Source organism: Bradyrhizobium sp. BWA-3-5 (assembly GCF_032917985.1).
In the GTDB taxonomy this organism is placed as follows: Bacteria; Pseudomonadota; Alphaproteobacteria; order Rhizobiales; family Xanthobacteraceae; genus Bradyrhizobium.
In genome coordinates this window covers 127,271-148,310 of record NZ_CP136626.1, presented here as the reverse complement: position 1 = coordinate 148,310, position 21,040 = coordinate 127,271, and the positions used below count along the sequence as shown (strand labels likewise).

The window sequence follows — 21,040 nt, the reverse complement described above, 5'->3', positions numbered from 1 at the left end:
GGCGCGCCGTCAGCGCAGCACGCCATCCAGCGCCGGCAGTCCAAAGATCACCGCTGCGGCGATCAGCGCATAGCAGATCGCGCGGAACACGGTTTCGCTGGCCTTGCCGAATAGCGAAACGCCGAACCAGACGCCGCAGGCGTAGACCGGACCGACCACGAGCGCGAACTTGATGGCATCCAGCGTGATCAGCCCGGTCGCGGCATAGCTGACGGCGGAGAAGAAATCGGATGCGCCGAAGAACAGCACGATATTGGCGCGGGCAATGACAGATGGAATCGGCCGGCCGAGCCAATAGCCGACGATCGGCGGCCCGCCGGTCTGGGCGAGGCCGCTGCAAAAGCCGGACAATCCGCCAATGCCGACCGCAATCGACGCGTGGTCCTTGCCGCGGTAGCGCCAGCCGGAGAGCAGAAGCAGCAGCAGCGCGAACACGAAACCGGAAATGATCCAGCGGGTCGTCACCGGCTCGAGGCGGCTGAGCAAGTAGGTCCCGATCGGCACGCCGATCAGCGCGCCGGTTACGATGATCGCGGTTGCCTTGCGATCGGCCTTCTGCCACGCATTTGGCAAGAGCGGCGCGGCGGCAACGAAATCGATGATCAACAGCAGCGCGGCGACCAGACGGGGGGCGGCCATGCTGCTCGCCAGCGGCATGAAGATCAGCGCGGAGCCAAAGCCGGAAAAACCCCGCGCCGTTCCGGAGATGAAGGCGACCGTGCAAATCGCAATCGCTGCGTTAAGGCTGACGTCAGCGGGAATGAGCTGACTCATCCCCGCAAGCTGCCGCCGGTTTTCTTCGTCACCTCGGCCACGATCTTCGCCGCAACCGCGTCGATTTCCTGGTCCGTCAGGGTCTTCTCGCGCGGCTGCATCGTCACGGCGATCGCGACCGACTTCTTGTCGGGATCGATGCCCTTGCCCTCATAGACGTCGAACACGGAGACATCCGTGATCAGCTTCTTGTCGACAGCTTGCGCCGCGCGGACGATATCGCCGGCCTTGACGCTGCGATCGACGATGAAGGCGAAATCGCGCGACACCGGCTGGAATGCGGAGAGTTCGAGCAGCGGCTTGGCTCGGGTCGGCTTCTTCTTGGCATCGGGAACGCGATCGAGGATCACCTCGAAGGCCATCAACGGGCCATCAGCACCGAGTGCTTCCAGCGCGCGGGGATGCAATTCGCCGAAATATCCCAGCACATTCTGCGGGCCGATCTGGATGGTGCCGGAGCGTCCCGGATGCAGCCAGCTCGCACCACCCGCCACGATCTGCAGCGCCTGCATCGGCGCGCCGGCGGCAGCGAGCACCGCAAACGCATCGGCCTTGGCGTCGAGCGCATCCGTCATGGCAGTGCTGGACCAGTGCCGGCCCACGCCCTTCGAAGACGCAAACCCGTGGCGCACGCCCGCGGCGGCAATGAACTGGTTCTCCGGCTTGTCGCCTTTGAAGACCTGGCCGACCTCGAACAGCGCGACATCGGCGAAGCCGCGGTTGGCGTTGGCCTGCGCTGCGGCGACGAGGCCGGGCAGGAGGCTCGGCCGCATATCGGAGAGATCGGAGGCGATCGGGTTGGCGAGCGCCAGCTCGGCCTGACCACCGCCGAACAGTTCGGCATGCGGTTTGGAAATGAACGACCAGGTCACGGCCTCGACCATGCCGCGCGCCGCCAGCGCGCGCTTGGCGCGGCGGGTGCGGTTCTGCATCGCGGTCAACACCGGCTTGCGGGCGTCGTCGCCGCGCTCGAACGGCGTCATCGGCACCTTATCGACGCCGACGATGCGGACGATCTCCTCGACGATGTCGGCCTTGCCGTGCACGTCGGTACGCCAGGAGGGAACGGCAACCTTCACCACCGGCCCGTTGCCGGCGACCATGAAGCCCAGATGCCCGAGGATGCGCCGCATCTCGACCAGCGGCACCTCGATGCCGGCGAGGCGCTTCACCTCGGTCAGCGGGAAATCGATGATGCGGTCTTCGCCGAAGGCGTTGCCGACGACGACGGTCTCCGACGGCGAACCGCCGCAAAACTCGATCACCATCTTGGTCGCAAGCTCCAGCCCTGGCACCATGAAAGCCGGATCGACGCCGCGCTCGAAGCGGTAGCGCGCATCCGAATTGATGCCGAGCTTGCGCCCGGTCTGCGCAATGTTGATCTCGTTCCACAGCGCCGATTCGATCAGCACGTCGGTCGTGTTCTCGTCGCAGCCCGAGGTCTCGCCGCCCATGATGCCGGCGAGCGATTCGACGCCATGCTCGTCCGCGATCACGCAGATCGAGGGATCGAGCGTGTAGGTGCGGCCGTCGAGCGCCAGCAGGGTCTCGCCATTCTTCGCGCGGCGCACGGTGAGATTACCGGTCACCTTCTTCGCATCGAACACGTGGAGCGGCCGGGCGCGGTCGTAGGTCATGAAATTGGTGATGTCGACCAGCGCATTGATCGGCCGCAGTCCGATCGAGGTCAGCCGTTTCTGCAGCCATTCCGGGGAGGGGCCGTTCTTGACGCCGCGCACCAGCCGCAGCGCGAATCCGGGACAGAGCGTCGCGTCTTCCACCGTCACCTTGACCGGGCAGGGGAATTCGCCCTTGAGCGGCTTGATGCCGGGATCGATGAGCTTACCCATGTCGGCGGCGGAAAGATCGCGGGCAATGCCGTGCACGCCGGTGCAGTCCTGCCGGTTCGGCGTCAGGTTGATTTCGATCACGGGATCGCCGAGGCCGGCCCAGGTGGCGTAGGATTTGCCGATCGGCGCGTCCGCCGGCAGCTCCATGATACCGTCGTGGTCCTCGGAAATCTGCAGCTCGGCCGCCGAGCACAGCATGCCGCGGCTCTCGACCCCGCGGATGGTACCGACGCCGAGCGTGATATTCTTGCCGGGGATGAACGTGCCCGGCGGTGAGAACACGCTGATGAGCCCGGCGCGCGCATTCGGCGCGCCGCAGACCACCTGCACCGGCGCGCCGCCGTCGCCGGTATCGACCATGCAGACGCGCAGGCGGTCGGCGTTCGGATGCTGCTCGGCGGAAATCACCCGCGCGATCGAAAACGGCGCCAGCGCCTTTGCCTTGTCCTCGATGCTCTCGACCTCGAGCCCGATCATGGTCAGCTTGTCGGCAAGCTTTTCCAGCGGCTCGTCGGTGTCGAGATGTTCCTTCAGCCAGGAGAGCGTGAATTTCATGTCGTTTGCTTCTCTTGTCCTCTCTCCCGCTTGCGGGGGAGGGCTAGGGTGGGGGCTCTCTCCGCAACGGCAGCGGCAATTGTTTCAAGAACGCCGGCGCGGTTTGTCATCACGTCATGATTGCTGAAACGAAGAACCTTGAAGCCTAGGGCTTCGATCACGGCCGAGCGGGCGGTGTCGGCTCGCTCGCCCTTGTCGGAAAAATGTTGCCCGCCATCGAGCTCGATCACGAGCTTGGCGGCGTGGCAGACGAAGTCTGCAATGAAGTTCTTGATGGGGACCTGGCGGCGGAAGCTGGCGCCATTCAGACGATGGTTGCGGAGCTCAAACCAATGGATTCGTTCAACGTCAGTCGAGTTCTTTCGGAGCGCCCGCGCATTGCTGCGTAGTCTGTCGGAGACGCTCCAGTAGGGATGTTCCGGATCTAGCATCGATACCTCCGATGCGGAGACACCCCCACCCCAGCCCTCCCCCGCAAGCGGGAGTCGCGCGGAGAGATGGTTCGTATCCATGTGACGATAGCTGGTAGCCCCGATCGCGTTCCATTCCCTCTCCCGCTTGCGGGGGAGGGTTAGGGAGGGGGCTCTCTCCGCGAAGGCCGTGCCACGATAGGGCCCGACAGAGCCCGATAGAACCTCGAGCCCGCTCATGACGGCTCCGCCCGTGCAAACACCTCGACCAGACGAAAGCGTTCGCACATCAGCATCATGTCTTCGCGAAACTTGCCTTGCCGGCCAAAATAAGTGCGGTGCGCCTGCCGCCAGTAGTCGAGACTGCGGTCGCCTTCACCTTCGTCATAAGCAAAGGCGGCATCCACTTCGGGGAAGCGGCGATAGGTGAGTTCGATGGTTTCGATGGCGCAGCGTGGCTCGCCGCGGCCGTCGAGCACGATCCATTGTTCGCCCGGCGCCGAAATATTCGGCTCGTCGTCGGTGGAGCAGGTCGCGGTCTTGAGGCCCCTGATCACGAGGTCGAGCAGCTCGTCAGCCAGTTTCGGTCCGTCGCCGAAAGCGAAGGAGCGCAGACCCTGATATTTTTCAGGGACTGAAATCACGTGCTCAATCCCCCCGCGAGCGTTGGGACGTCGAGCGGCTTGAAGCCGTAGTGATTGAGCCAGCGCACGTCGTTCTCGAACAATTGCCGCAAGTCCGCAATGCCGTATTTCAGCATCGCGATGCGGTCGAGGCCCATGCCCCAGGCAAAGCCCTGGTAGATGTCGGGATCGATGTCGCAGGCGCGCAGCACGTTCGGATGCACCATGCCGCAGCCGAGAATCTCAAGCCAGTCCTCGCCCTCGCCGAAACGGATCTCGCCCTTGTCGCGGCGACACTGGATGTCGACCTCGAGCGAGGGCTCGGTGAACGGGAAGAACGACGGCCGGAAGCGCATGTTGATGTGATCGACCTCGAAGAACGCCTTGCAGAACTCGTGCAGGATCCATTTGAGGTGGCCGAGATGCGAACCCTTGTCGATGACGAGGCCCTCGACCTGGTGGAATTGCGGCGTATGGGTCGCGTCCGAATCGATGCGATAGGTGCGGCCCGGGCAGACCACGCGGATCGGCGGCTTCTGCGACAACATCGTGCGCACCTGCACCGGTGACGTATGCGTACGCAGCAGCATGCGCGAACCGTCCTGCTTCGGGTTGAAGAAAAACGTGTCGTGCATCTCCCGCGCCGGGTGGCCTTCCGGGAAATTCAGCTTGGTGAAGTTATAGTCGTCGGTCTCGATGTCTGGACCTTCGGCGATGGCAAATCCCATATCGGCGAAGATCGTGTTGACCTCCTCGAACACCTGGCTCAGCGGATGGATGCGGCCCTGCTCGGCCGGCGCCTCGCGCAGCGGCAGCGTGACGTCGATGGTCTCGGAGGCGAGACGCGCATCGAGCGCGGCGGACTTGAGAATGTCACGCCGGGCGGCGAGTGCCTGGGTCACGTTGTCTTTGGCCAGATTGATGGCCGCGCCCTGCGTCTTCCGCTCGTCCGGCGGCATCTTGCCGAGGGTTGCCAGCAGCGCGGAGATCGAGCCCTTCTTGCCGAGCGCAGCGACGCGCACGGCTTCGAGAGCTGCTTCATCGCCGGCGCCGGCGATCTGCTCGAGGATGGATTTTTCAAGCGTTGCGAGGTCGGACATGGACGAGCACCTTTAGAGATCGCGTGCTCGCAAGTCCGCACGGGACTGTGTCACCCGCCGCAGCGGATGATTCCAGTAACCCCGGAGGCAATATGTAAGTCGGTGGTTACTGGATGCCCCGCCCCCGGTGCGCAATTACGCACAAGGCGGGGCATGACACCGGATTGCAAGACGCCGTAGCGACAATGGATCAGGCCGCGAGCGCGGCCTTGGCCTTCTCGGCAATCGCCTGGAACGCCGCCGGCTCGTTGATGGCGAGATCCGACAGCACCTTGCGGTCCACCGTGATGCCTGACTTCGACAGGCCATTGATGAAGACGCTGTAGGTCATGCCGAACGGGCGCACGGCTGCGTTCAGGCGCTGGATCCAAAGCGCGCGGAAGGTGCGCTTCTTGCGCTTGCGGTCACGGAACGCATACTGGCCGGCCTTCTCGACGGCCTGCTTGGCGATGCGGATCGTGTTCTTGCGGCGGCCGTAATAACCCTTGGCGGCCTTGTAGACTTTCTTGTGCTTGGCGTGGGCGGTCACACCGCGTTTGACGCGAGACATGACTTAAATCCTTGATCAGATGAAGTGACGGAAACGCCGCGTGGGCGCGGCTCGGCTGTGATGGGCGGAAACGCGCGGTTTTACGCGTTCGGCAAGAAGTACTTCTTGACGTTGTCGCCGTCGGTCTTGAACAGCACGCGGGTGCCGCGGAGCTGACGAATCTGCTTCTTCGTCCGCTTGATCATGCCGTGGCGCTTGCCGCGCTGGGCGTGCATCACTTTGCCGGTGGCAGTCACCTTGAAGCGCTTTTTGGCGCCTGACTTGGTCTTCAGCTTGGGCATTTGGCTCTCCTATGGCCGCAGAAAAACGCGCCCCGAGGGGCGCTTCTGTCGGCTAAAATGCTCGTTAGAGCGTTGAAAGTGCTCAGGTTTTCCTCAAGATCGAGGCGACCTGCACCGGACATCGACACGGCAGCCCTTGATCAGCCGGGCGATGAAGGTCGGGCTTATGGCAGAGGAAGCGCCAAATGGCAATGATGAACCGCGGCACCCGACGTCGCTACCTATCGCTGACGTCATTAAGCATCCGGTCCGGAGCAGGAACAATGACCCATTTTCGGCGATCGATTACCAGTTTTGGAGCTTCTCCCGGCCTTCGCACCGCGCGCTGGCTTCCCATTCTTCCCGCTTTTGCCGTGCTAGTCGCCGTGGCAGCCCCGGTCACCGCCGAAGCCGCGCCGAGGGGAGCCAGGACACTCCGCGCCTATGACGGGATCTGGAACGTTGTCTTTGCCACCACGCGGGGCAATTGCAGTTCAGGCCTCAGCGTTCCCTTTACCGTCATCGGCGGCCGGGTTTCGTCGGCCGGCGGCGGCAGGGTTTCGGGATCGATCAGTTCCGCCGGTGTGGTTGCCGTCAGGGTTTCGGTCGGCGCATCCCGCGCCAGCGGCGGCGGCCGGCTTGTGGGCGGCTACGGCGCGGGTTCGTGGCGCGGCATCATCACGGGTGACTACTGCAGCGGCACCTGGCAGGCGACGCGGACGTGATTCTCATGTCCCGGACGCGGTGCAGCGTGTCACGCTGCTCCGCAGAGCCGGAACCCGTCTCTCCGGATGGACCCCGGATCAGCAGCGCACCACGCCGCAAGGGCGGCGCGCTGCGCAGCAGCCGGGGAACGAAACGGTGAGAAAGAAAGCGGCCCGCCAGATCGTCTGGCGAGCCGCTTCACATTCAACAAACGCTCTGCCTCAACGCGGCGCCAGCACCATCACGACCTGGCGTCCCTCGAACTTGGCGTCCTGCTCGACCTTGGCGATTTCGGCGACATCCGCCTTCACCTTGTCCAATAGCTTGGTGCCGATCTCCTGATGCGCCATCTCGCGGCCGCGGTAGCGCAAGGTGATCTTGACCTTGTCGCCTTCCTCGAAGAACCGCTGCATCGCCCGCATCTTCACGTCATAGTCGTGATCGTCGATCATCGGCCGCAGCTTGATCTCCTTGATCTCGACGATCTTCTGCTTCTTGCGCGCCTCGGCGGCTTTCTTCTGCGCCGAATACTTGAACTTCCCGTAGTCCATAATCTTGCAAACGGGAGGATTGTTGTTCGGCGAAATCTCGACGAGATCCATGCCGACCTCGAGGGCCATCTTGATGGCGACCACGGTCTCAACCGTTCCGTGGTTGGTGCCGTTCTGATCGATCAGCTGGATCTGCGCGTTGCGGATATCATCATTGGTGCGCGGCCCGTCTTTGGTTGCAGCGGGCGGGGCTCTGTTGGGACGGCGAATGGGTAGTTCTCCAAAGTTGTGAAAGGAAGGCGCGTAGTTTGAAGCAATACGCTGATAACAGCAAGCGAACTCACTGACATCTGCGCCCGAAAACCGTCAAATGCGAGGCATTTCGGTCACGTCCGGCAAATATAGCGCGGCCGCTCGATCCGCAAGCGCCAGGCCGCCGCGCTTGACCGGTGCAGCGCCCTCGCCGACAAAGCAGCGGGACGAGGGTGACAGATCCATGACCAATTCCGCTGATATCGACCAGGAACCGGCCTTTATCGAGGTAGGAGCGGGGGCGGCAAGCCGCCGGATCGCGGTACGCGCCCGCCCCGGCAGCGGGCCGGGGCTGTTCTGGCTCGGCGGCTTCAATTCCGACATGCGGGGCACCAAGGCGCTGGCGCTGGACGCCTTCGCCGCGGAACGTGGCCGGGCCTGTATCCGGTTCGATTATTCCGGCCATGGCGAATCGGGCGGCGCCTTCATCGACGGCACCATCGGCCGCTGGCTGGAAGAGGCCGTTGCGGTCTTCGAGCAGTTCGCGAAGGGCCCCCAGGTCGTGATCGGCTCGTCGATGGGCGGCTGGATGGCGCTGCTATTGGCGCGGGAAATCGCTAAACGGCAGACGGCCGCGACGCTTGCCGGCCTCGTGCTGATCGCACCGGCGCCCGATTTCACCGAGCAGTTGATGTGGAACGGCTTCTCAGACGAGATCCGCGAGGAGATCAGGACCAAGGGCGTGTGGATGCGTCCCTCGGAGTACGGCGACGGCACGCCCTACCCGATCACCCGCGCGCTGATCGAGGAGGGGCGTAATCATTTGCTGCTCGGCAGCGCCATCGAGGTCGGCTGTCCGGTCCGCATTCTGCAGGGCGCGCAGGACCCTGATGTGCCCTGGCAGCACGCCTTTGCGCTGGCGCACCGGCTGCCGGCCGAAGACGTCGTGCTGACCATGATCCAGGACGGCGACCACCGCCTGTCGCGCCCGCAGGACATCGCGCGGATTCTCGCGGCAGTGGCGGAGATGGGGTGAATTATTGCCTCGCTCGCACTGTCATCGTCCGCCACCGGGTCGCGCGAACGCGCGCCCGATGACAGGCTCCAGCGGACGATCCAGTACGCCGCGGCCTATCGATTGACGGCGCTGTCTCTGGAATACTGGATTCCCCGCCTTCGCGGGGAATGACGACCGAGAGAGTCGATGCGATGAACAATAACCCATCTAGCATGCTCCGCGCCTTCTGCGACGCGGTCGAGCAGCGCAACGGAAAAGCGTTCGCGGAGCTGTTTACCGAGGACGGCGTCTATCACGACGTGTTCTATGGCGCGTTCGAAGGCCGCGCGAAGATCGCAGAAATGATCGACGACTGGTTCTATCGCACGGCCACCAATTTTCGCTGGGACATGCACGATCCCGTCAGCAACGGCGAGACGCTCTACGCGCGCTACACCTTCAGCTACCGCTCGACGCTGCCGGAAGCGAAAGGCGCGCGGGCGATGTTCGAGGGCGTCGCGATCATGCGGCTGCATGATGGAAAGATCGCGGAGTACCACGAGGTCGCCAACACCGCGCCAGCCTTTGTCGACCTGAAGTTCGCGCCGGAGCGGATCGCGAAGATCGTTGCCAAGCAGGGCGCCGCGCTAAAAGCGCGGCCGGAGATGAAGCGGCATTTAGCGGAGTAAGTACGCGGTGACATATCGAGTTATCAGATCTGTCCCGGCGTACTGGATGCCCCGCCGGAGCCTGTCATCGGGCTCGCCTTCGGCGAGACCCGGTGGCGGGGCACGACGGCATAAGCTTGCCGCCACTCGGTGCGCACGCTCCCATCCGTCTCAGTATCCATCGCCTTCGCCGCCAGCGCGTCAAATCTCTCCCGCTCCGCCAGTTGCGACAGCGCCCAGACTGCGGCGCCGCGCACCAGCGGGCTGGCATCGTCGAGCAGGCGTTCGGCCTCGGCCGCCAGCGATACATCATCTGCATTGCCGATCGCGATCAGCACGTTGCGGACAAAGCGGTCGCGGCCGATGCGCTTGACTGGCGATTTTGAAAACAGCGTGCGAAACGCGGCGTCGTCGAGCCGCGAGAGCTCGGACAGCGATGGCGCACGCAGCTCAGTGCGCGCGGCGAGCTTTGCCTCGCGTCCCTCCTGCGCGAACTTGTTCCACGGGCACACCGCAAGACAATCATCACAGCCATAGATGCGGTTGCCGATGCTCTTGCGGAATTCGGGCGGGATCGGGCCCTTGTTCTCGATCGTCAGATACGAAATGCAGCGGCGTGCATCGAGCTTGTAGGGCGCCGGGAACGCCGCGGTCGGGCAGATCTCCTGGCAGGCATTGCAGGAGCCGCAATGATCGCGCTCGGCCGCATCGCGCGGCAGCTCGGACGCGGTGAAGATCGCGCCGAGAAACAGCCATGAGCCGAATTCGCGCGAGACCAGGTTGGTGTGCTTGCCCTGCCAGCCCAGGCCCGCCGCCCGCGCCAGCGGCTTTTCCATCACCGCGGCGGTGTCGATAAATACCTTCACCTCGTCGTCGGTCTCAGTGGCCAGCCACCGCGCCAGCGTCTTCAGGCGCCTCTTGATGACGTCGTGATAGTCATCGCCTTGCGCGTAGACCGATATCGCGCCACGCGCACGCTGCGCCAGCAATGCGAGCGGATCCTCTGTGGGACCATAATTGACGCCGAGCATGATGATCGAGCGGACGCCGGGCCACAGCACGCGCGGGTCCATCCGCCGTTCCGGCTGCGCGGCCAGCCAGTCCATGTCGCCATGCGCGCCGGCATCGAGGAATTCGCGAAAATGGCTTGCCGCCTCGCAGATCGCGTCGGGATCGGTCACGCCGATGCAGTCGAAACCGAGCGTCTCCGCTTCGCGCATCAGCGCGGCCTTCAGCTCAGTGGCGGAGAGGGCGGTCCTGGTCAGAAGTCGAGGTCCACGTAGGTGCGCGACGCCGGCACGCCCGCCAGCCATTCGCTCAGCAGCGGACGGAAGGACGGGCGGGATTTCACCCGCGCGTACCACGCCTTTGCGGCCTCGTCCTCGTGCCATGGCACATCGCCCAGATAATCGATCGCCGAAAGGTTCGCCGCGGCGGCGAGATCCGCGTAGGTCAACCGGTCGCCGGCGAGGAAGTTTCGCGTCTGCGCCAGCCAGCCGATATAGGCCAGATGATAGCGCACATTGACCTTGGCTGCGCGGATCACGTCGGTCGACGGCGCGCCGCCGCCATTTTCCTCGCTCATGAAACGCTTGTAGATGCGCTCGGTCACCAGCGGATTGGAGACCTCCTCGAAGAATTTTTCGTTGAACCACGCCATCAGGCGGCGCACCTCGACACGCTCGCCCATCGCAGCCGGCAACAGCCGGCGGTCACCGGCCTCCAGGCCATGCGTCTCATCGAGATATTCGGCGATGACGCCGGCGCCGGGGATCGGCGGAAAGCCGTCAGTCATCAACACCGGCGTGGCGCCGGCGGGATTGAGCAGGAGAAACCCTTCGCGCCGCTCCCAGGCCCGCTCTTCCACCAGGCGCAGGTCGAGTCCGTGTTCGCCGAGCGCCAGGCGAATGAAGCGCGAATGCGGGCAGAACGGGTGATGGTAGAGCGTGTACATGCAATCCCTAAGTAAAATCAGCGGCGCTGAAGGAACCTTCAGGCCGTCAAGCCGCGTGAGGCGAATCGGACACTAGCCAAGCAAACGCGCCAGACAATGGTGTTTTGGCGTTTTTTTGCGATTGCGGCATGGTGGGGAATAGGCGAGAAGGGCGCGGCTTTTTTCAGTCAGAACGGACCACAGCATGATGTCTGATGCAGTGAAGGCGGTGATTCTCGGCATCATCGAGGGTATCACGGAATTCCTTCCGGTTTCGTCCACCGGCCATATGCTGCTGGCGCAACGTTTCTTCGGCCTCGGCGAGGGCGCGTTCTGGCAGAGTTTCGTGATCCTGATTCAATTGGGCGCGATCCTGGCGATCGTTGCGCTTTACTTCGGGAAATTGTCGCGCGTTGCGCTCGGCATGTTCACCAATCCCGACGACCGCCGCTTCGTCATCGGCGTGCTGGTGGCGTTCCTGCCAGCCGTCGTCGTCGGTCTGGCTGTCGGCAAGTACATCAAGGAGCTGCTGTTCAATCCGTGGGTGGTCTGTTTCACGCTGATCGTCGGCGGCGCGATCCTGCTCTGGGTCGATCAGCTCGATCTGAAACCGCACCACGATGACGCCACGCGCTATCCGCTGATGATGTATCTGTGGATTGGCATCGCGCAATGCGTGGCGATGATCCCCGGCGTGTCACGTTCCGGCGCCAGCATCGTCGCGGCGATGCTGCTCGGCGCCGACAAGCGCTCGGCGGCGGAGTTCTCGTTCTTTCTGGCGATCCCGACCATGGTCGGTGCCTTCGCCTATGATTTCTACAAGAACCGCGCCGAGATGACGGTCGATCACGTCGGCATTCTCGGGATCGGTTTCGTGGTGTCCTTCATCACCGCGATGATCGTGGTGAAGACGTTCCTCACCTATGTCACCCGTCACGGCTTCACGTTCTTTGCGTGGTGGCGCGTCATTGTCGGCACGCTCGGCCTGATCGCGCTAGCGCTGGGGAAGTAGGGAGTTCGTGTCCCGGACGCGGTGCAGCCCAGGCGATGCGAAGCATCGTCCGGCTTCACGCTGCTCCGCAGAGCCGAGACCCAAGTGGCTCGGTCGAGAAGATGGGCCCCGGCTCTGCGGCGCATCGCTGCCGCGCTGCGCCGGCGTCCGGGGCACGAAAGGCGGCTACGCATTCTTGCGCTGAAACTGCCCGGCGGCGCGGAAGCGCCAGAGATATTGCGGGGCGATCGCTTCCATCGAATCGGGCGTGATACCGAGCCCCTCGAACGTCAGCCCGCCGGCCTTGGCCGCATCAGACACCACATTGTCCGACTGCAGCATCGCCACCTGGTCCGGCGTCAGCTTGAACGCGCCCGGTGCGAATTGCAGGAACATCGCCTGCAGCCTTGCCAGTCCCCACGGCAGCGAGATCAGCATGCGCTTGCGATCAGTGATCGCAAGAATGATTTCCATGATCTCGCGCATGGTCAGCACTTCCGGCCCGCCGAGCTCGTAAACGGCGCCTGGCTTCGCCTTGCCGTCAACGGCATCGGCGACCGCGGCGGCGACGTCGCCGACATAGGCCGGCTGCAACCGGGTCACGCCGCCGCCGATCAGCGGCAGGAACGGCGATATCTGAGCCAGGCCCGCGAAACGATTGGTGAACTGATCCTCCGGCCCGAACAGCAGCGACGGCCGCAGGATGGTGGCGGAGGGGACGGTCGCGAGCACCGCCTTCTCGCCGGCCGCCTTGGCGCGGCTATAGGCCGAGGACGAATTCTCGTCGGCGCCGATCGCCGACACGTGCACCATCCGCGCGCCGGCGCTGGCTGCCGCCCTGGCGATCGTCTCGGCGCCCTTGGCCTGAACCGCATCGAAGGTCTGCGCGCCGCTCTCGGTCAGCGTGCCGACCAGGTTGATGGCGACCTGCGAATCGCGCATCGCCGCCTCGACCGAAGCCGGATAACGCACATTGGCCTGCACGGCGTGGATCTGGCCGACCCGACCGAGCGGCTGCAGGTGGCCGGCAAGCTCGGGCCGCCGCACCGCCACCCTGATCCGATACTCGCGCTTGGCCAGCGCCCGCACCACGTTTCGCCCTAGAAACCCCGATCCGCCAAAAACCGTGACGAGCGTTTCCAGGTTCGATGCCATCGGGTGAATTCCTGCCGGTCAAATTCGAAAGATATCGGGGATTTAGCGGATTCGCGATACGCCAACACGGCCCCGCTGTACAGTGGATTTGGATGGCGTTGAAGCAATTTGACAAGCGCGTAACCGATCCTTACTAAGCCCGCCACGTGCCCAAGTGCACGTGCCCAGGTGGCGGAATTGGTAGACGCGCTGGCTTCAGGTGCCAGTGGCTTCACGGCCGTGAAGGTTCGAGTCCTTTCCTGGGCACCACTATTTATGCTCGCAGGTTGAATGCCGGCCGCGGCGATGTCCTGGCGGCAGACCGGTTGCTGACTTTGAGCTCGCCCGGCTCGCTTGACCTTACGCCGCTGGATCCGAATCAGGCGCGCCGGTGTGGCCGTCCGGGCCGCGGCCGAACACCCCGTAACTGCTGGATTTGGTCCCGTCGCCATCGGCGGCAAGGACCGTGAGCCCGAGCTTGAGAAGCTCGCGGACGGCCGCCGCCCGGGTCGGCATCCGGTGCTTGAAGCGGAAATCGTCGACGGCGGTCAGTTCGTCCGGCGAGAGCATGACCTGGAGACGTTCACCACGGATATCGGACATGGATCTGCGCCAAGTGGGTGAATTGAGTAATTTACTCAACGCGCTCATCCGCCGCTGGTTCCAACAACCGAGACACCGCCGTCAAGTTAGCTAAATACATCAATAAAAACAATAAGTTGATGGTTGATTTTGGGTTTGTCGGGTCGCATATTGATGCGGTGGAGACTGCCCATGACAGAGAACGTCAAGCTTCCGCGCAAGCTGTCCGAGGAATGGAAGCCGCCTCCGCCACGGCGGCCGAGCCATGCGGACGTCATCGAAAATCTGGATCGTTGGGCCAATAGCCCGGAGCTTCAGCCCCCGACATCCGACGCGGACCCGGCCTGAGCGGCCCGGCCGGCCGGAAGCCGGCCAGCATTGCTGGCTCCGCGGCGAAGGCAGCCGACCGTCCGACGAAATAGACAGAATCTCCACCAATCCGCCAATTCCCCGCCTATAAGCCGTGTCCAGCCGCTCGCCTCCCGCGGCTGCCGGCGCTAGTGTTTAAGTCGAATCGACTGAGACACGAGGCCTTTCTTCATGACCATCCGCCTGCATCGCGGCGATCTGCCCGATTTGTCCCGCTACAAGGATTCGGTGGCGATCGATACCGAGACGATGGGACTGCATCCGCATCGCGACCGGCTCTGCGTCGTGCAGATGTCGAACGGCGACGGCAGCGCCGATGTCATCCAGATTCCCAAGGGTCACACCGATGCGCCGAATTTGAAGGCGCTGCTCGGCAACCCTGATGTTACGAAGATCTTTCACTTCGCGCGGTTCGATCTCGCGGTGCTTTTCAACACCTTCGGCGTGATGCCGCAGCCGGTCTATTGCACCAAGATCGCCTCGCGCCTGACGCGCACCTATACCGATCGGCACGGCCTGAAGGATTTGGTGCGCGAGGTGCTCAACATCGACTTGTCGAAGCAGCAGCAATCGAGCGACTGGGGCTCGGCGAACCTTAGCGAGGCGCAGCTCGCCTACGCCGCGTCCGACGTGCTGCATCTGCATGGCTTGCGCGAACGGCTCGACGTGATGCTGGCGCGCGAGGGCCGCACCGAACTGGCGCGGGCCTGTTTCGCGTTCCTGCCGACCCGGGCCAAGCTCGATCTCGGCGGCTGGGAGGCCGAAGACATCTTCGCGCATTCGTGAACGGGGCCGTTTGAAGCGTTCCGGAGATCGCTTCCGCCCCGTTTCCGACATACTGATCGCGAGTGTCCGGGCTGCATAATCCCGCGATTGCGGGTAGAATGATGCTTTCCTGGCGTCTTTGGAGCCCCGGTGAACTCGGTACAGAACCCTGCCTACGACCCCGGCCTGGAGGTCCGCTTCGCCGCGGCCGCCCGCCACAGCCGGATGGTGCGCACGCTGCGGGTTGCGGTGCCGGCGGCCGTGGCGCTGGCGATGGCGGTCATCGTCCTCATCGCAGCCTTCAACCCGTTCCGCATCGCGGAGATCGCGAAGCTGCCGGTCGACATGAGCAATCTCGTCGTGTCGGGGACCAAGATCACCATGGAAACGCCGCATCTGGCGGGTTTCTCCACGGACCAGCGGCCTTACGAATTATGGGCCAAGGCGGCGATCCAGGATCTCGCCAATCCCGATCAGGTCGAGCTCAGGACGCTGCGCGCCAAGGTCATGATGGAGGACAAGAGCACGGTGACGATGGATGCGCGCACGGGCTTCTTCGACAGCAAGCAGCAGATGCTCGACCTGCGCAAGGACATCTTCCTGCAATCCTCCACCGGCTATGAAGCGAGGCTCTCTCAGGCCTATGTCGACATCAACAAGGGAACGGTGACGTCGGACGAGCATGTCGACGTCAAATTGCTCAACGGCACGCTGACGGCCGACCGGCTCAGGATCCTCAATAGCGGCGAGGTCGTGCGCTTCGAAGGCAACGTGGTCATGAACCTGATCATGGAAAGCCCCGCGGCGCCAGAACCTGAGCCCGAGCCGCCGCCACCGCCGAAGACGCGGTCCGTCACCGGCAAGTCCGTCAACGCGAAGTGACCTTCATGATGCAGTTCTTCTCGCGCAGCCTTGTGCCCGCAGCGCTCGCATTCGCGCTGCTCGCCGCCAGCGATGCAGGCGCCCAGGGCGCCATGTCGGGCGTGCCGAATGCGATGCAGGGCTTTACGCAGAACCGCGATCAGCCGATTCAGATCGAGGCGGCCTCGCTGGAAATGCGCGACAAGAAGAAGGAAGCGGTGTTTTCCGGCAACGTGAAGGTCGTGCAGGGCGACACCACCATGACCTCGAAATCGCTTGTCGTGTTCTATGATTCCGGCCCGTCGTCGGAGGCGCCGCAACCCGCCGCGCCGAAGGCGTCGAAATCCGGATCGATGCAATCCGCAACGCCCGGGCCCGGCGGCAGTTCGTCGATCCGCCGCCTCGAAGCCAAGGGCTCGGTCGTTGTGACGCAGAAGGATCAGGTCGTCACCGGTGAGACTGCGATCTTCGACACGCGGGCCAACCTCATCACCATGGTGGGTGGCGTCGTGCTGACCCAGTGCAAGAACGTGCTGAAAGGCGACCGCCTCAAGGTCGACATGACCACCGGCGTGTCGCGCGTCGAATCCGACACCGGCAAGGTGCAGGGCATGTTCATCCAGGGCGAGAATTGCGGCCCGGGCTCAGGCGGCGCAAAGCAGCCTCCGGTGCAGATACCATCGCTGATCCCGGGTAAAAAATAAGGCGAATCAGCGCCTTAAAGATTAATTGGCCCGTGCGCGGTTGAAGCGGACGGCGCGAGCCTGTATCTACTCATCGGGGCGTGCAGGGGTGTTTCGCCGGGCCGGGGGACATCCATTCATTCATGGTTCGCCAGCGAAGCGGTTCGCCGGCGGGCGCGTCGCGGGATCACCGTGAAAGGCTTAAGCGAAGCGGGATGGTGGATTTTCTCGGCATGTTTCGTCGACGCCCCGCGAAGCGCGGCCCTGCGGGGTTTGCGCGTTCGCGCGAGGACATCACGGCGCTCGGCGATTCCTTCGGCGACATGCTGACGAGTCCGGTGCGCGACGCGCCGAGGGCGCGCTCCGCCTCCGCTTCATTGCCTGGACTTGAGCTGCCCGAGCAGCACGCGGACGCCGAAACGGCGCGCGAGCCTCGCCCGCGGGCCGCGCCGCCGCGTCCCCAAGCCAGGTCGAATGGCAGTGGCGCGCCACAACTCGTCAAGCGATCCGGCTTCCTCGCGGTGCATAGCGTGGAGAAGAGCTTTGGCACGCGGCAGGTCGTGCGCGGCGTCAGCATCTATGTCCGGCGCGGCGAGGCGGTCGGCCTGCTCGGTCCGAACGGCGCCGGCAAGACCACGGTGTTCTACATGATCACTGGCCTGATCAAGGCGGATCGCGGCGCGATCGAGCTCGACGGCCATGATGTGACGAAGCTGCCGATGTATCAGCGCGCGCGGCTCGGTATCGGCTACCTGCCGCAGGAAGCCTCGATCTTTCGCGGCCTCACCGTCGAGCAGAACATCCGCGCCGTGCTCGAAGTGGTCGAGCCCAGCCGCAAGAAGCGCGAGCGCGAGCTCGATGCGCTGCTCGACGAATTCAATGTCACGCGGCTGCGCAAGTCGCCCTCGATCGCGCTGTCCGGCGGCGAACGGCGCCGCGTCGAAATTGCCCGCGCGCTGGCGACGCGTCCGAACTACATGCTGCTCGACGAGCCCTTTGCCGGCATCGATCCGATCGCGGTCGGCGACATTCAGGACCTCGTCCGCCACCTCACCAACCGCGGCATCGGCGTATTGATCACGGACCACAATGTCCGCGAGACGCTCGGCCTCACCGACCGTGCCTACATCGTCTATGCCGGGCAGATTTTGACCGAGGGCAGTCCGGAAGAAATCGTCAACGATCCCGATGTACGCCGTCTTTACCTTGGTGAGGAATTCCGGCTATAGCCGATGCCGTGCCGGATGCGGCCGAATTGCAAATAAACTATTGTGCTTGCTCGGTATTTCTCGGCGCGTCGGGCCGGAAGCCGGTTTCAGCCTGCGGCCGCTGCGCCTTAGCCCAATTTTTGCATCCGTCAAGACGTGTACAAGCGCTATGGACTAATATAAGCAAGAATCGGACCAACTTTTGTTAGGATCGGTTCTTGTCCCTATGGCGCTGACGCAGAGATTAGAGTTCCGCCAGTCGCAGTCGCTGGTGATGACGCCGCAATTGATGCAGGCGATCAAGCTGCTGCAACTGTCGAATCTCGATTTGTCAGCCTTCGTCGAGGAGGAACTGGAGCGCAATCCACTGCTGGAGCGCGCCAGCGACGGCCCCGAACCTCCAGTCGCGGGCGAGCCAGCCATCGAGGCCGCCGATTACAGGGATTCTGGCGACGACGGCGGCAGCGATGCCTCCGAGATGGGCGCCGGTGCGGGGGAAGCCTTCGAGCCCGGCCAGGAGGATTGGCTGAACCGCGACCTCGGCAGCCGTGCCGAGATCGAGCAGACCCTCGACACCCCGCTCGACAACGTGTTTTCCGAAGAGCCCGCCGAAGCGGCCGCGCGCGCCGCGCAGGACGCGGCGCCGACGGCCTACACCGAATGGGGCGGCGGCGCCTCCAATGACGATGACTACAACCTGGAAGCCTTCGTCGCCGCCGAGGAGACGCTGGCCAGCCACCTTGCCGAACAGCTTGCCGTCGCGTTCAACGCTCCGGCCGAGCGCATGATCGGGCAATACCTGATCGACCTCGTCGACGAAGCCGGCTACCTGCCGCCGGATCTCGGCCAGGCCGCCGAGCGGCTCGGCGCCTCGCAGGCCGATGTCGACGCCGTGCTCGCGGCGTTGCAGAAGTTCGATCCGCCCGGCGTCTGCGCGCGGAATTTGAGCGAGTGCCTGGCGATCCAGCTTCGCGAACTCAACCGCTACGACCCCGCCATGCAGGCGCTGGTGGAAAATCTCGACCTGCTGGCAAAACGCGACATTGCCGCGCTACGCAAATTATGCGGCGTCGACGACGAAGACATCACCGACATGATCGGCGAGATCCGCCGCCTCAATCCGAAGCCCGGCCTGCGCTTCGGCTCGGCGCGCGCGCAGACCATGGTGCCTGACGTCTATGTGCGGCCCGGCCCCGATGGCGGCTGGCATGTCGAGCTCAACAGCGACACGTTGCCGCGCGTGCTGGTCAATCAGGTCTATTACACCGAGCTGTCGAAGACGATCCGCAAGGACGGCGACAAATCCTATTTCAGCGACTGCCTGCAGAACGCAACCTGGCTGGTGCGCGCGCTCGATCAGCGCGCCCGCACCATTCTCAAGGTCGCCACCGAAATCGTCCGTCAGCAGGACGGCTTCTTCACCCATGGCGTTGCGCATTTGCGGCCGCTCAATCTGAAAGCGGTGGCGGATGCGATCCAGATGCACGAATCGACGGTGTCGCGCGTTACCGCCAACAAGTATATGGCGACCAATCGCGGCACCTTCGAGCTGAAATATTTCTTTACGGCGTCGATCGCGTCGGCCGACGGCGGCGAGGCGCATTCCGCCGAGGCGGTGCGTCACCACATCAAGCAGTTGATCGACGCCGAAGCGGCGAACGCGATTCTCTCCGACGATACCATCGTGGAACGATTGCGCGCATCGGGCATTGATATTGCCCGCCGCACGGTCGCGAAATACCGCGAGGCCATGCGTATTCCTTCCTCGGTCCAGCGCCGCCGCGACAAACAAAGCATGCTCGGTAACGCCCTTTCCGCTTCCGCCACCTCTTCCGACCGGTCCCGCGATACGGCTCCGGCCTGATTGCGTTCGCGTCAAATCGCGATAGTCTCAGTTCCCACACAGAGCCGGTCTGGGAAGAACCAGGGGGTGGTCGAGGCATCAAGCGAGGCATCAAATGACCCTTCGAATCTCCGGGAAAAGCATCAGTGTCGGCGAGGCGCTTCGCTCGCGCGTCAGCGACCGCACCGATGAAGTCTTGAGAAAATACTTCGACGGCAACTATTCCGGGCACATCACGCTGAGCAAGGACGGCTTCGGCTTCCGTACCGATTGCGCGCTGCACCTCGATTCCGGGATCACGCTGGAAGCCGAGTCGAATGCCACCGACGCGTATGCCAGTGCCGACCAGGCGCTCCTGATGATCGAGAAGCGCTTGCGCCGCTACAAGAGCCGGCTGAAGGACCGCTCCGCGCGCAAGGCCTATGCGGCCTCGGCGGCGCTGGCGGAGATCGGCGGCCCGATGCTGGATGCTCCGAGCTATGTGATCGAGGCGCCGGCGGAGGGCGATGAGGAAGTCACCTCCTATAGCCCCGTCATCATCGCCGAAGCGACGACCTCGCTGAAGCGGCTTTCGGTCAGCGAGGCGGTCCTGGAACTCGACCTGACGGGGGCTGCCTGCCTCGTGTTCCAGCACGGCTCGAGCGGCCGGGTAAACATCATCTACCGCCGGGCGGACGGCAATGTCGGCTGGGTCGATCCGCCCACGGTTACCCCCTGACATCTGGAGCCCTGACCATTGACGCCCCTGGTCGCCCTCCTTATGGTCCGCCGCTCTTTAAGCATAGGGGGCAGGAACTTGCCCTTCGGGAGTTGGCACCGCGCACGCGTTGGAGTAGAAGCCGTGCAAATCGGGACCCGGGTTAAGCCTGCCTCCCGTCTCACCTTCTTGACGCCCTGGTTCTAGAACCTATCTCGCAACCTGACGGTTAATTTACCTCGGAACGCCCCATGACGATTACCGATCTGGTCGCACCCGAGGCGATTCTCCCCGCATTGAAGGTCATCAGCAAGAAGCAGGCGCTGCAGGAGCTGGCGGCGCGGGCTTCCGCCCTCACCGGTCAAAACGAGCGCGCGGTGTTCGAGGTGCTGTTGCAGCGCGAGAAGCTCGGCACGACCGCTGTCGGCTATGGTGTTGCCATTCCACACGGCAAATTGCCGAAACTGGAGAAGCTGTTCGGGCTATTCGCCCGGCTCGAACGTCCGATCGATTTCGAGGCAATGGACGGCCAACCAGTCGACCTGATCTTCCTGCTGCTGGCCCCGGAAGGAGCCGGCGCCGACCATCTGAAAGCGCTGGCGCGAATCGCCCGCCTGCTGCGCGACGTCGACGTCGCCAAGAAGCTGCGGGCCTCGCGCGACGCTCAGGCGATCTATTCGGTGCTGGCGCTGCCGCCGGCAAGCGCGGCCTAGTGTCGCTTGTGGGAATAGCGATTCTC

Annotated in this window: 24 protein-coding genes and 1 tRNA gene; 13 read left to right on the top strand and 12 right to left on the bottom strand. The window is 63.9% G+C overall.

From position 1 onward, the window contains the following. Positions 1–9 precede the first annotated feature (9 nt). From RX331_RS00675 to rpmI, 7 genes are all read right to left on the bottom strand, one after another. Positions 10–774 (bottom strand): sulfite exporter TauE/SafE family protein, encoded by a 765-nt coding sequence (locus RX331_RS00675; protein ID WP_317254762.1) that lies wholly within the window; start codon positions 772–774, stop codon positions 10–12. Next, positions 771–3,179: a phenylalanine--tRNA ligase subunit beta gene (gene pheT / locus RX331_RS00670; protein ID WP_317254761.1), complete on the bottom strand. Its 2,409-nt coding sequence runs from the start codon at positions 3,177–3,179 to the stop codon at positions 771–773. Before pheT ends, RX331_RS00675 begins: the two co-directional genes overlap by 4 nt. Beyond that, positions 3,176–3,610 (bottom strand): endonuclease domain-containing protein, encoded by a 435-nt coding sequence (locus RX331_RS00665; RefSeq protein ID WP_317254760.1) that lies wholly within the window; start codon positions 3,608–3,610, stop codon positions 3,176–3,178. The genes pheT and RX331_RS00665 overlap by 4 nt, the downstream gene beginning before the upstream one ends. Positions 3,611–3,825: 215 nt before the next feature. Further along, a complete protein-coding gene (locus tag RX331_RS00660) occupies positions 3,826–4,233 on the bottom strand; it encodes an ASCH domain-containing protein (protein WP_317254759.1) in 408 nt (135 codons plus the stop codon). Beyond that, the gene (gene pheS / locus RX331_RS00655; RefSeq protein ID WP_317254758.1) at positions 4,230–5,312 is read right to left on the bottom strand and encodes a phenylalanine--tRNA ligase subunit alpha; all 1,083 of its coding nucleotides are present in this window, start codon (positions 5,310–5,312) and stop codon (positions 4,230–4,232) included. Before pheS ends, RX331_RS00660 begins: the two co-directional genes overlap by 4 nt. 190 nt (positions 5,313–5,502) lie before the next feature. After that, positions 5,503–5,862: a 50S ribosomal protein L20 gene (gene rplT, locus RX331_RS00650; protein ID WP_171712761.1), complete on the bottom strand. Its 360-nt coding sequence runs from the start codon at positions 5,860–5,862 to the stop codon at positions 5,503–5,505. An 80-nt stretch (positions 5,863–5,942) separates the two neighbouring features. After that, positions 5,943–6,143, bottom strand: a complete 201-nt coding sequence (gene rpmI, locus RX331_RS00645) for a 50S ribosomal protein L35 (RefSeq protein ID WP_008539890.1) — start codon at positions 6,141–6,143, stop codon at positions 5,943–5,945. 263 nt (positions 6,144–6,406) lie between these two features. Here rpmI and RX331_RS00640 point away from each other — a divergent pair, with 263 nt between their 5' ends. Then, on the top strand, positions 6,407–6,847 hold the full coding sequence (locus RX331_RS00640) for a hypothetical protein (protein ID WP_317254757.1): 441 nt from the start codon (positions 6,407–6,409) through the stop codon (positions 6,845–6,847). Between the two features lie 201 nt (positions 6,848–7,048). On the opposite strand, the gene infC is transcribed toward RX331_RS00640, so the two are convergent. Then, a complete protein-coding gene (gene infC / locus RX331_RS00635; RefSeq protein WP_317258348.1) occupies positions 7,049–7,588 on the bottom strand; it encodes a translation initiation factor IF-3 in 540 nt (179 codons plus the stop codon). Positions 7,589–7,814: 226 nt separating this feature from the next. Between infC and RX331_RS00630 the strand changes: the two genes are divergently transcribed. Continuing rightward, positions 7,815–8,606: an alpha/beta hydrolase gene (locus RX331_RS00630; RefSeq protein ID WP_317254756.1), complete on the top strand. Its 792-nt coding sequence runs from the start codon at positions 7,815–7,817 to the stop codon at positions 8,604–8,606. A gap of 173 nt (positions 8,607–8,779) precedes the next feature. Then, positions 8,780–9,256, top strand: coding sequence for a nuclear transport factor 2 family protein (locus RX331_RS00625; protein WP_317254755.1), 477 nt, complete (start codon positions 8,780–8,782; stop codon positions 9,254–9,256). 23 nt (positions 9,257–9,279) lie between these two features. Here RX331_RS00625 and queG read toward each other — a convergent pair whose 3' ends face one another. Together queG and RX331_RS00615 are read right to left on the bottom strand one after the other, a co-directional pair. Further along, the gene (gene queG / locus RX331_RS00620) at positions 9,280–10,548 is read right to left on the bottom strand and encodes a tRNA epoxyqueuosine(34) reductase QueG (protein ID WP_317254754.1); all 1,269 of its coding nucleotides are present in this window, start codon (positions 10,546–10,548) and stop codon (positions 9,280–9,282) included. After that, positions 10,497–11,189, bottom strand: a complete 693-nt coding sequence (locus RX331_RS00615) for a glutathione S-transferase family protein (protein WP_317254753.1) — start codon at positions 11,187–11,189, stop codon at positions 10,497–10,499. Before RX331_RS00615 ends, queG begins: the two co-directional genes overlap by 52 nt. Before the next feature lie 184 nt (positions 11,190–11,373). Here RX331_RS00615 and RX331_RS00610 point away from each other — a divergent pair, with 184 nt between their 5' ends. Continuing rightward, positions 11,374–12,180: an undecaprenyl-diphosphate phosphatase gene (locus RX331_RS00610; protein WP_317254752.1), complete on the top strand. Its 807-nt coding sequence runs from the start codon at positions 11,374–11,376 to the stop codon at positions 12,178–12,180. A 165-nt stretch (positions 12,181–12,345) separates the two neighbouring features. On the opposite strand, the gene RX331_RS00605 is transcribed toward RX331_RS00610, so the two are convergent. Beyond that, complete coding sequence (locus tag RX331_RS00605) at positions 12,346–13,314, bottom strand: complex I NDUFA9 subunit family protein (RefSeq protein ID WP_317254751.1); 969 nt, start codon at positions 13,312–13,314, stop codon at positions 12,346–12,348. A gap of 162 nt (positions 13,315–13,476) precedes the next feature. Here RX331_RS00605 and RX331_RS00600 point away from each other — a divergent pair. Continuing rightward, positions 13,477–13,563: transfer RNA gene (locus RX331_RS00600), tRNA-Leu, on the top strand. 90 nt (positions 13,564–13,653) lie between these two features. Here the strand turns inward: RX331_RS00600 and RX331_RS00595 are convergent. Beyond that, complete coding sequence (locus tag RX331_RS00595; protein WP_317254750.1) at positions 13,654–13,896, bottom strand: hypothetical protein; 243 nt, start codon at positions 13,894–13,896, stop codon at positions 13,654–13,656. A 171-nt stretch (positions 13,897–14,067) separates the two neighbouring features. On the opposite strand from RX331_RS00595, the gene RX331_RS00590 reads away from it, so the two are divergent. The 8 genes from RX331_RS00590 (at position 14,068) to ptsN (ending at position 21,014) form a co-directional block, all read left to right on the top strand. Continuing rightward, positions 14,068–14,223 carry a hypothetical protein gene (locus tag RX331_RS00590; protein WP_317254749.1) on the top strand — a complete coding sequence of 52 codons (156 nt, stop codon included), beginning with the start codon at positions 14,068–14,070 and terminating at the stop codon, positions 14,221–14,223. A gap of 192 nt (positions 14,224–14,415) precedes the next feature. Further along, on the top strand, positions 14,416–15,030 hold the full coding sequence (locus tag RX331_RS00585) for a ribonuclease D (protein WP_317254748.1): 615 nt from the start codon (positions 14,416–14,418) through the stop codon (positions 15,028–15,030). A 129-nt stretch (positions 15,031–15,159) separates the two neighbouring features. Beyond that, positions 15,160–15,891, top strand: a complete 732-nt coding sequence (gene lptC, locus RX331_RS00580) for an LPS export ABC transporter periplasmic protein LptC (protein ID WP_317254747.1) — start codon at positions 15,160–15,162, stop codon at positions 15,889–15,891. A 5-nt stretch (positions 15,892–15,896) separates the two neighbouring features. Continuing rightward, entirely contained in the window at positions 15,897–16,574 is a 678-nt protein-coding gene (locus RX331_RS00575) for an LptA/OstA family protein (protein ID WP_317254746.1), read from the top strand. A gap of 194 nt (positions 16,575–16,768) precedes the next feature. Further along, positions 16,769–17,782, top strand: a complete 1,014-nt coding sequence (gene lptB, locus RX331_RS00570) for an LPS export ABC transporter ATP-binding protein (protein ID WP_317254745.1) — start codon at positions 16,769–16,771, stop codon at positions 17,780–17,782. A 205-nt stretch (positions 17,783–17,987) separates the two neighbouring features. Further along, positions 17,988–19,625: an RNA polymerase factor sigma-54 gene (rpoN, locus tag RX331_RS00565; protein ID WP_317254744.1), complete on the top strand. Its 1,638-nt coding sequence runs from the start codon at positions 17,988–17,990 to the stop codon at positions 19,623–19,625. 94 nt (positions 19,626–19,719) lie between these two features. Then, positions 19,720–20,322, top strand: a complete 603-nt coding sequence (gene hpf, locus RX331_RS00560) for a ribosome hibernation-promoting factor, HPF/YfiA family (RefSeq protein ID WP_317254743.1) — start codon at positions 19,720–19,722, stop codon at positions 20,320–20,322. 230 nt (positions 20,323–20,552) lie between these two features. Continuing rightward, positions 20,553–21,014, top strand: a complete 462-nt coding sequence (gene ptsN / locus RX331_RS00555; RefSeq protein WP_057862167.1) for a PTS IIA-like nitrogen regulatory protein PtsN — start codon at positions 20,553–20,555, stop codon at positions 21,012–21,014. The last annotated feature ends 26 nt before the right edge of the window (positions 21,015–21,040 follow it).

Coding starts and splice junctions, on each gene's coding strand:
- rpoN (WP_317254744.1), top strand. CDS start 17,988: ATGGCGCTGACGCAGAGATTAGAGTTCCGCCAGTCGCAGTCGCTGGTG.
- ptsN (WP_057862167.1), top strand. CDS start 20,553: ATGACGATTACCGATCTGGTCGCACCCGAGGCGATTCTCCCCGCATTG.
- queG (WP_317254754.1), bottom strand. CDS start 10,548: ATGGCTGGCGGGCGTGCCGGCGTCGCGCACCTACGTGGACCTCGACTT.
- RX331_RS00585 (WP_317254748.1), top strand. CDS start 14,416: ATGACCATCCGCCTGCATCGCGGCGATCTGCCCGATTTGTCCCGCTAC.
- pheS (WP_317254758.1), bottom strand. CDS start 5,312: ATGTCCGACCTCGCAACGCTTGAAAAATCCATCCTCGAGCAGATCGCC.
- RX331_RS00595 (WP_317254750.1), bottom strand. CDS start 13,896: ATGTCCGATATCCGTGGTGAACGTCTCCAGGTCATGCTCTCGCCGGAC.
- lptB (WP_317254745.1), top strand. CDS start 16,769: ATGGTGGATTTTCTCGGCATGTTTCGTCGACGCCCCGCGAAGCGCGGC.
- RX331_RS00630 (WP_317254756.1), top strand. CDS start 7,815: ATGACCAATTCCGCTGATATCGACCAGGAACCGGCCTTTATCGAGGTA.
- RX331_RS00625 (WP_317254755.1), top strand. CDS start 8,780: ATGAACAATAACCCATCTAGCATGCTCCGCGCCTTCTGCGACGCGGTC.
- RX331_RS00605 (WP_317254751.1), bottom strand. CDS start 13,314: ATGGCATCGAACCTGGAAACGCTCGTCACGGTTTTTGGCGGATCGGGG.
- RX331_RS00610 (WP_317254752.1), top strand. CDS start 11,374: ATGATGTCTGATGCAGTGAAGGCGGTGATTCTCGGCATCATCGAGGGT.
- RX331_RS00615 (WP_317254753.1), bottom strand. CDS start 11,189: ATGTACACGCTCTACCATCACCCGTTCTGCCCGCATTCGCGCTTCATT.
- RX331_RS00575 (WP_317254746.1), top strand. CDS start 15,897: ATGATGCAGTTCTTCTCGCGCAGCCTTGTGCCCGCAGCGCTCGCATTC.
- rpmI (WP_008539890.1), bottom strand. CDS start 6,143: ATGCCCAAGCTGAAGACCAAGTCAGGCGCCAAAAAGCGCTTCAAGGTG.
- hpf (WP_317254743.1), top strand. CDS start 19,720: ATGACCCTTCGAATCTCCGGGAAAAGCATCAGTGTCGGCGAGGCGCTT.
- RX331_RS00665 (WP_317254760.1), bottom strand. CDS start 3,610: ATGCTAGATCCGGAACATCCCTACTGGAGCGTCTCCGACAGACTACGC.
- pheT (WP_317254761.1), bottom strand. CDS start 3,179: ATGAAATTCACGCTCTCCTGGCTGAAGGAACATCTCGACACCGACGAG.
- RX331_RS00640 (WP_317254757.1), top strand. CDS start 6,407: ATGACCCATTTTCGGCGATCGATTACCAGTTTTGGAGCTTCTCCCGGC.
- RX331_RS00590 (WP_317254749.1), top strand. CDS start 14,068: ATGACAGAGAACGTCAAGCTTCCGCGCAAGCTGTCCGAGGAATGGAAG.
- RX331_RS00675 (WP_317254762.1), bottom strand. CDS start 774: ATGAGTCAGCTCATTCCCGCTGACGTCAGCCTTAACGCAGCGATTGCG.
- rplT (WP_171712761.1), bottom strand. CDS start 5,862: ATGTCTCGCGTCAAACGCGGTGTGACCGCCCACGCCAAGCACAAGAAA.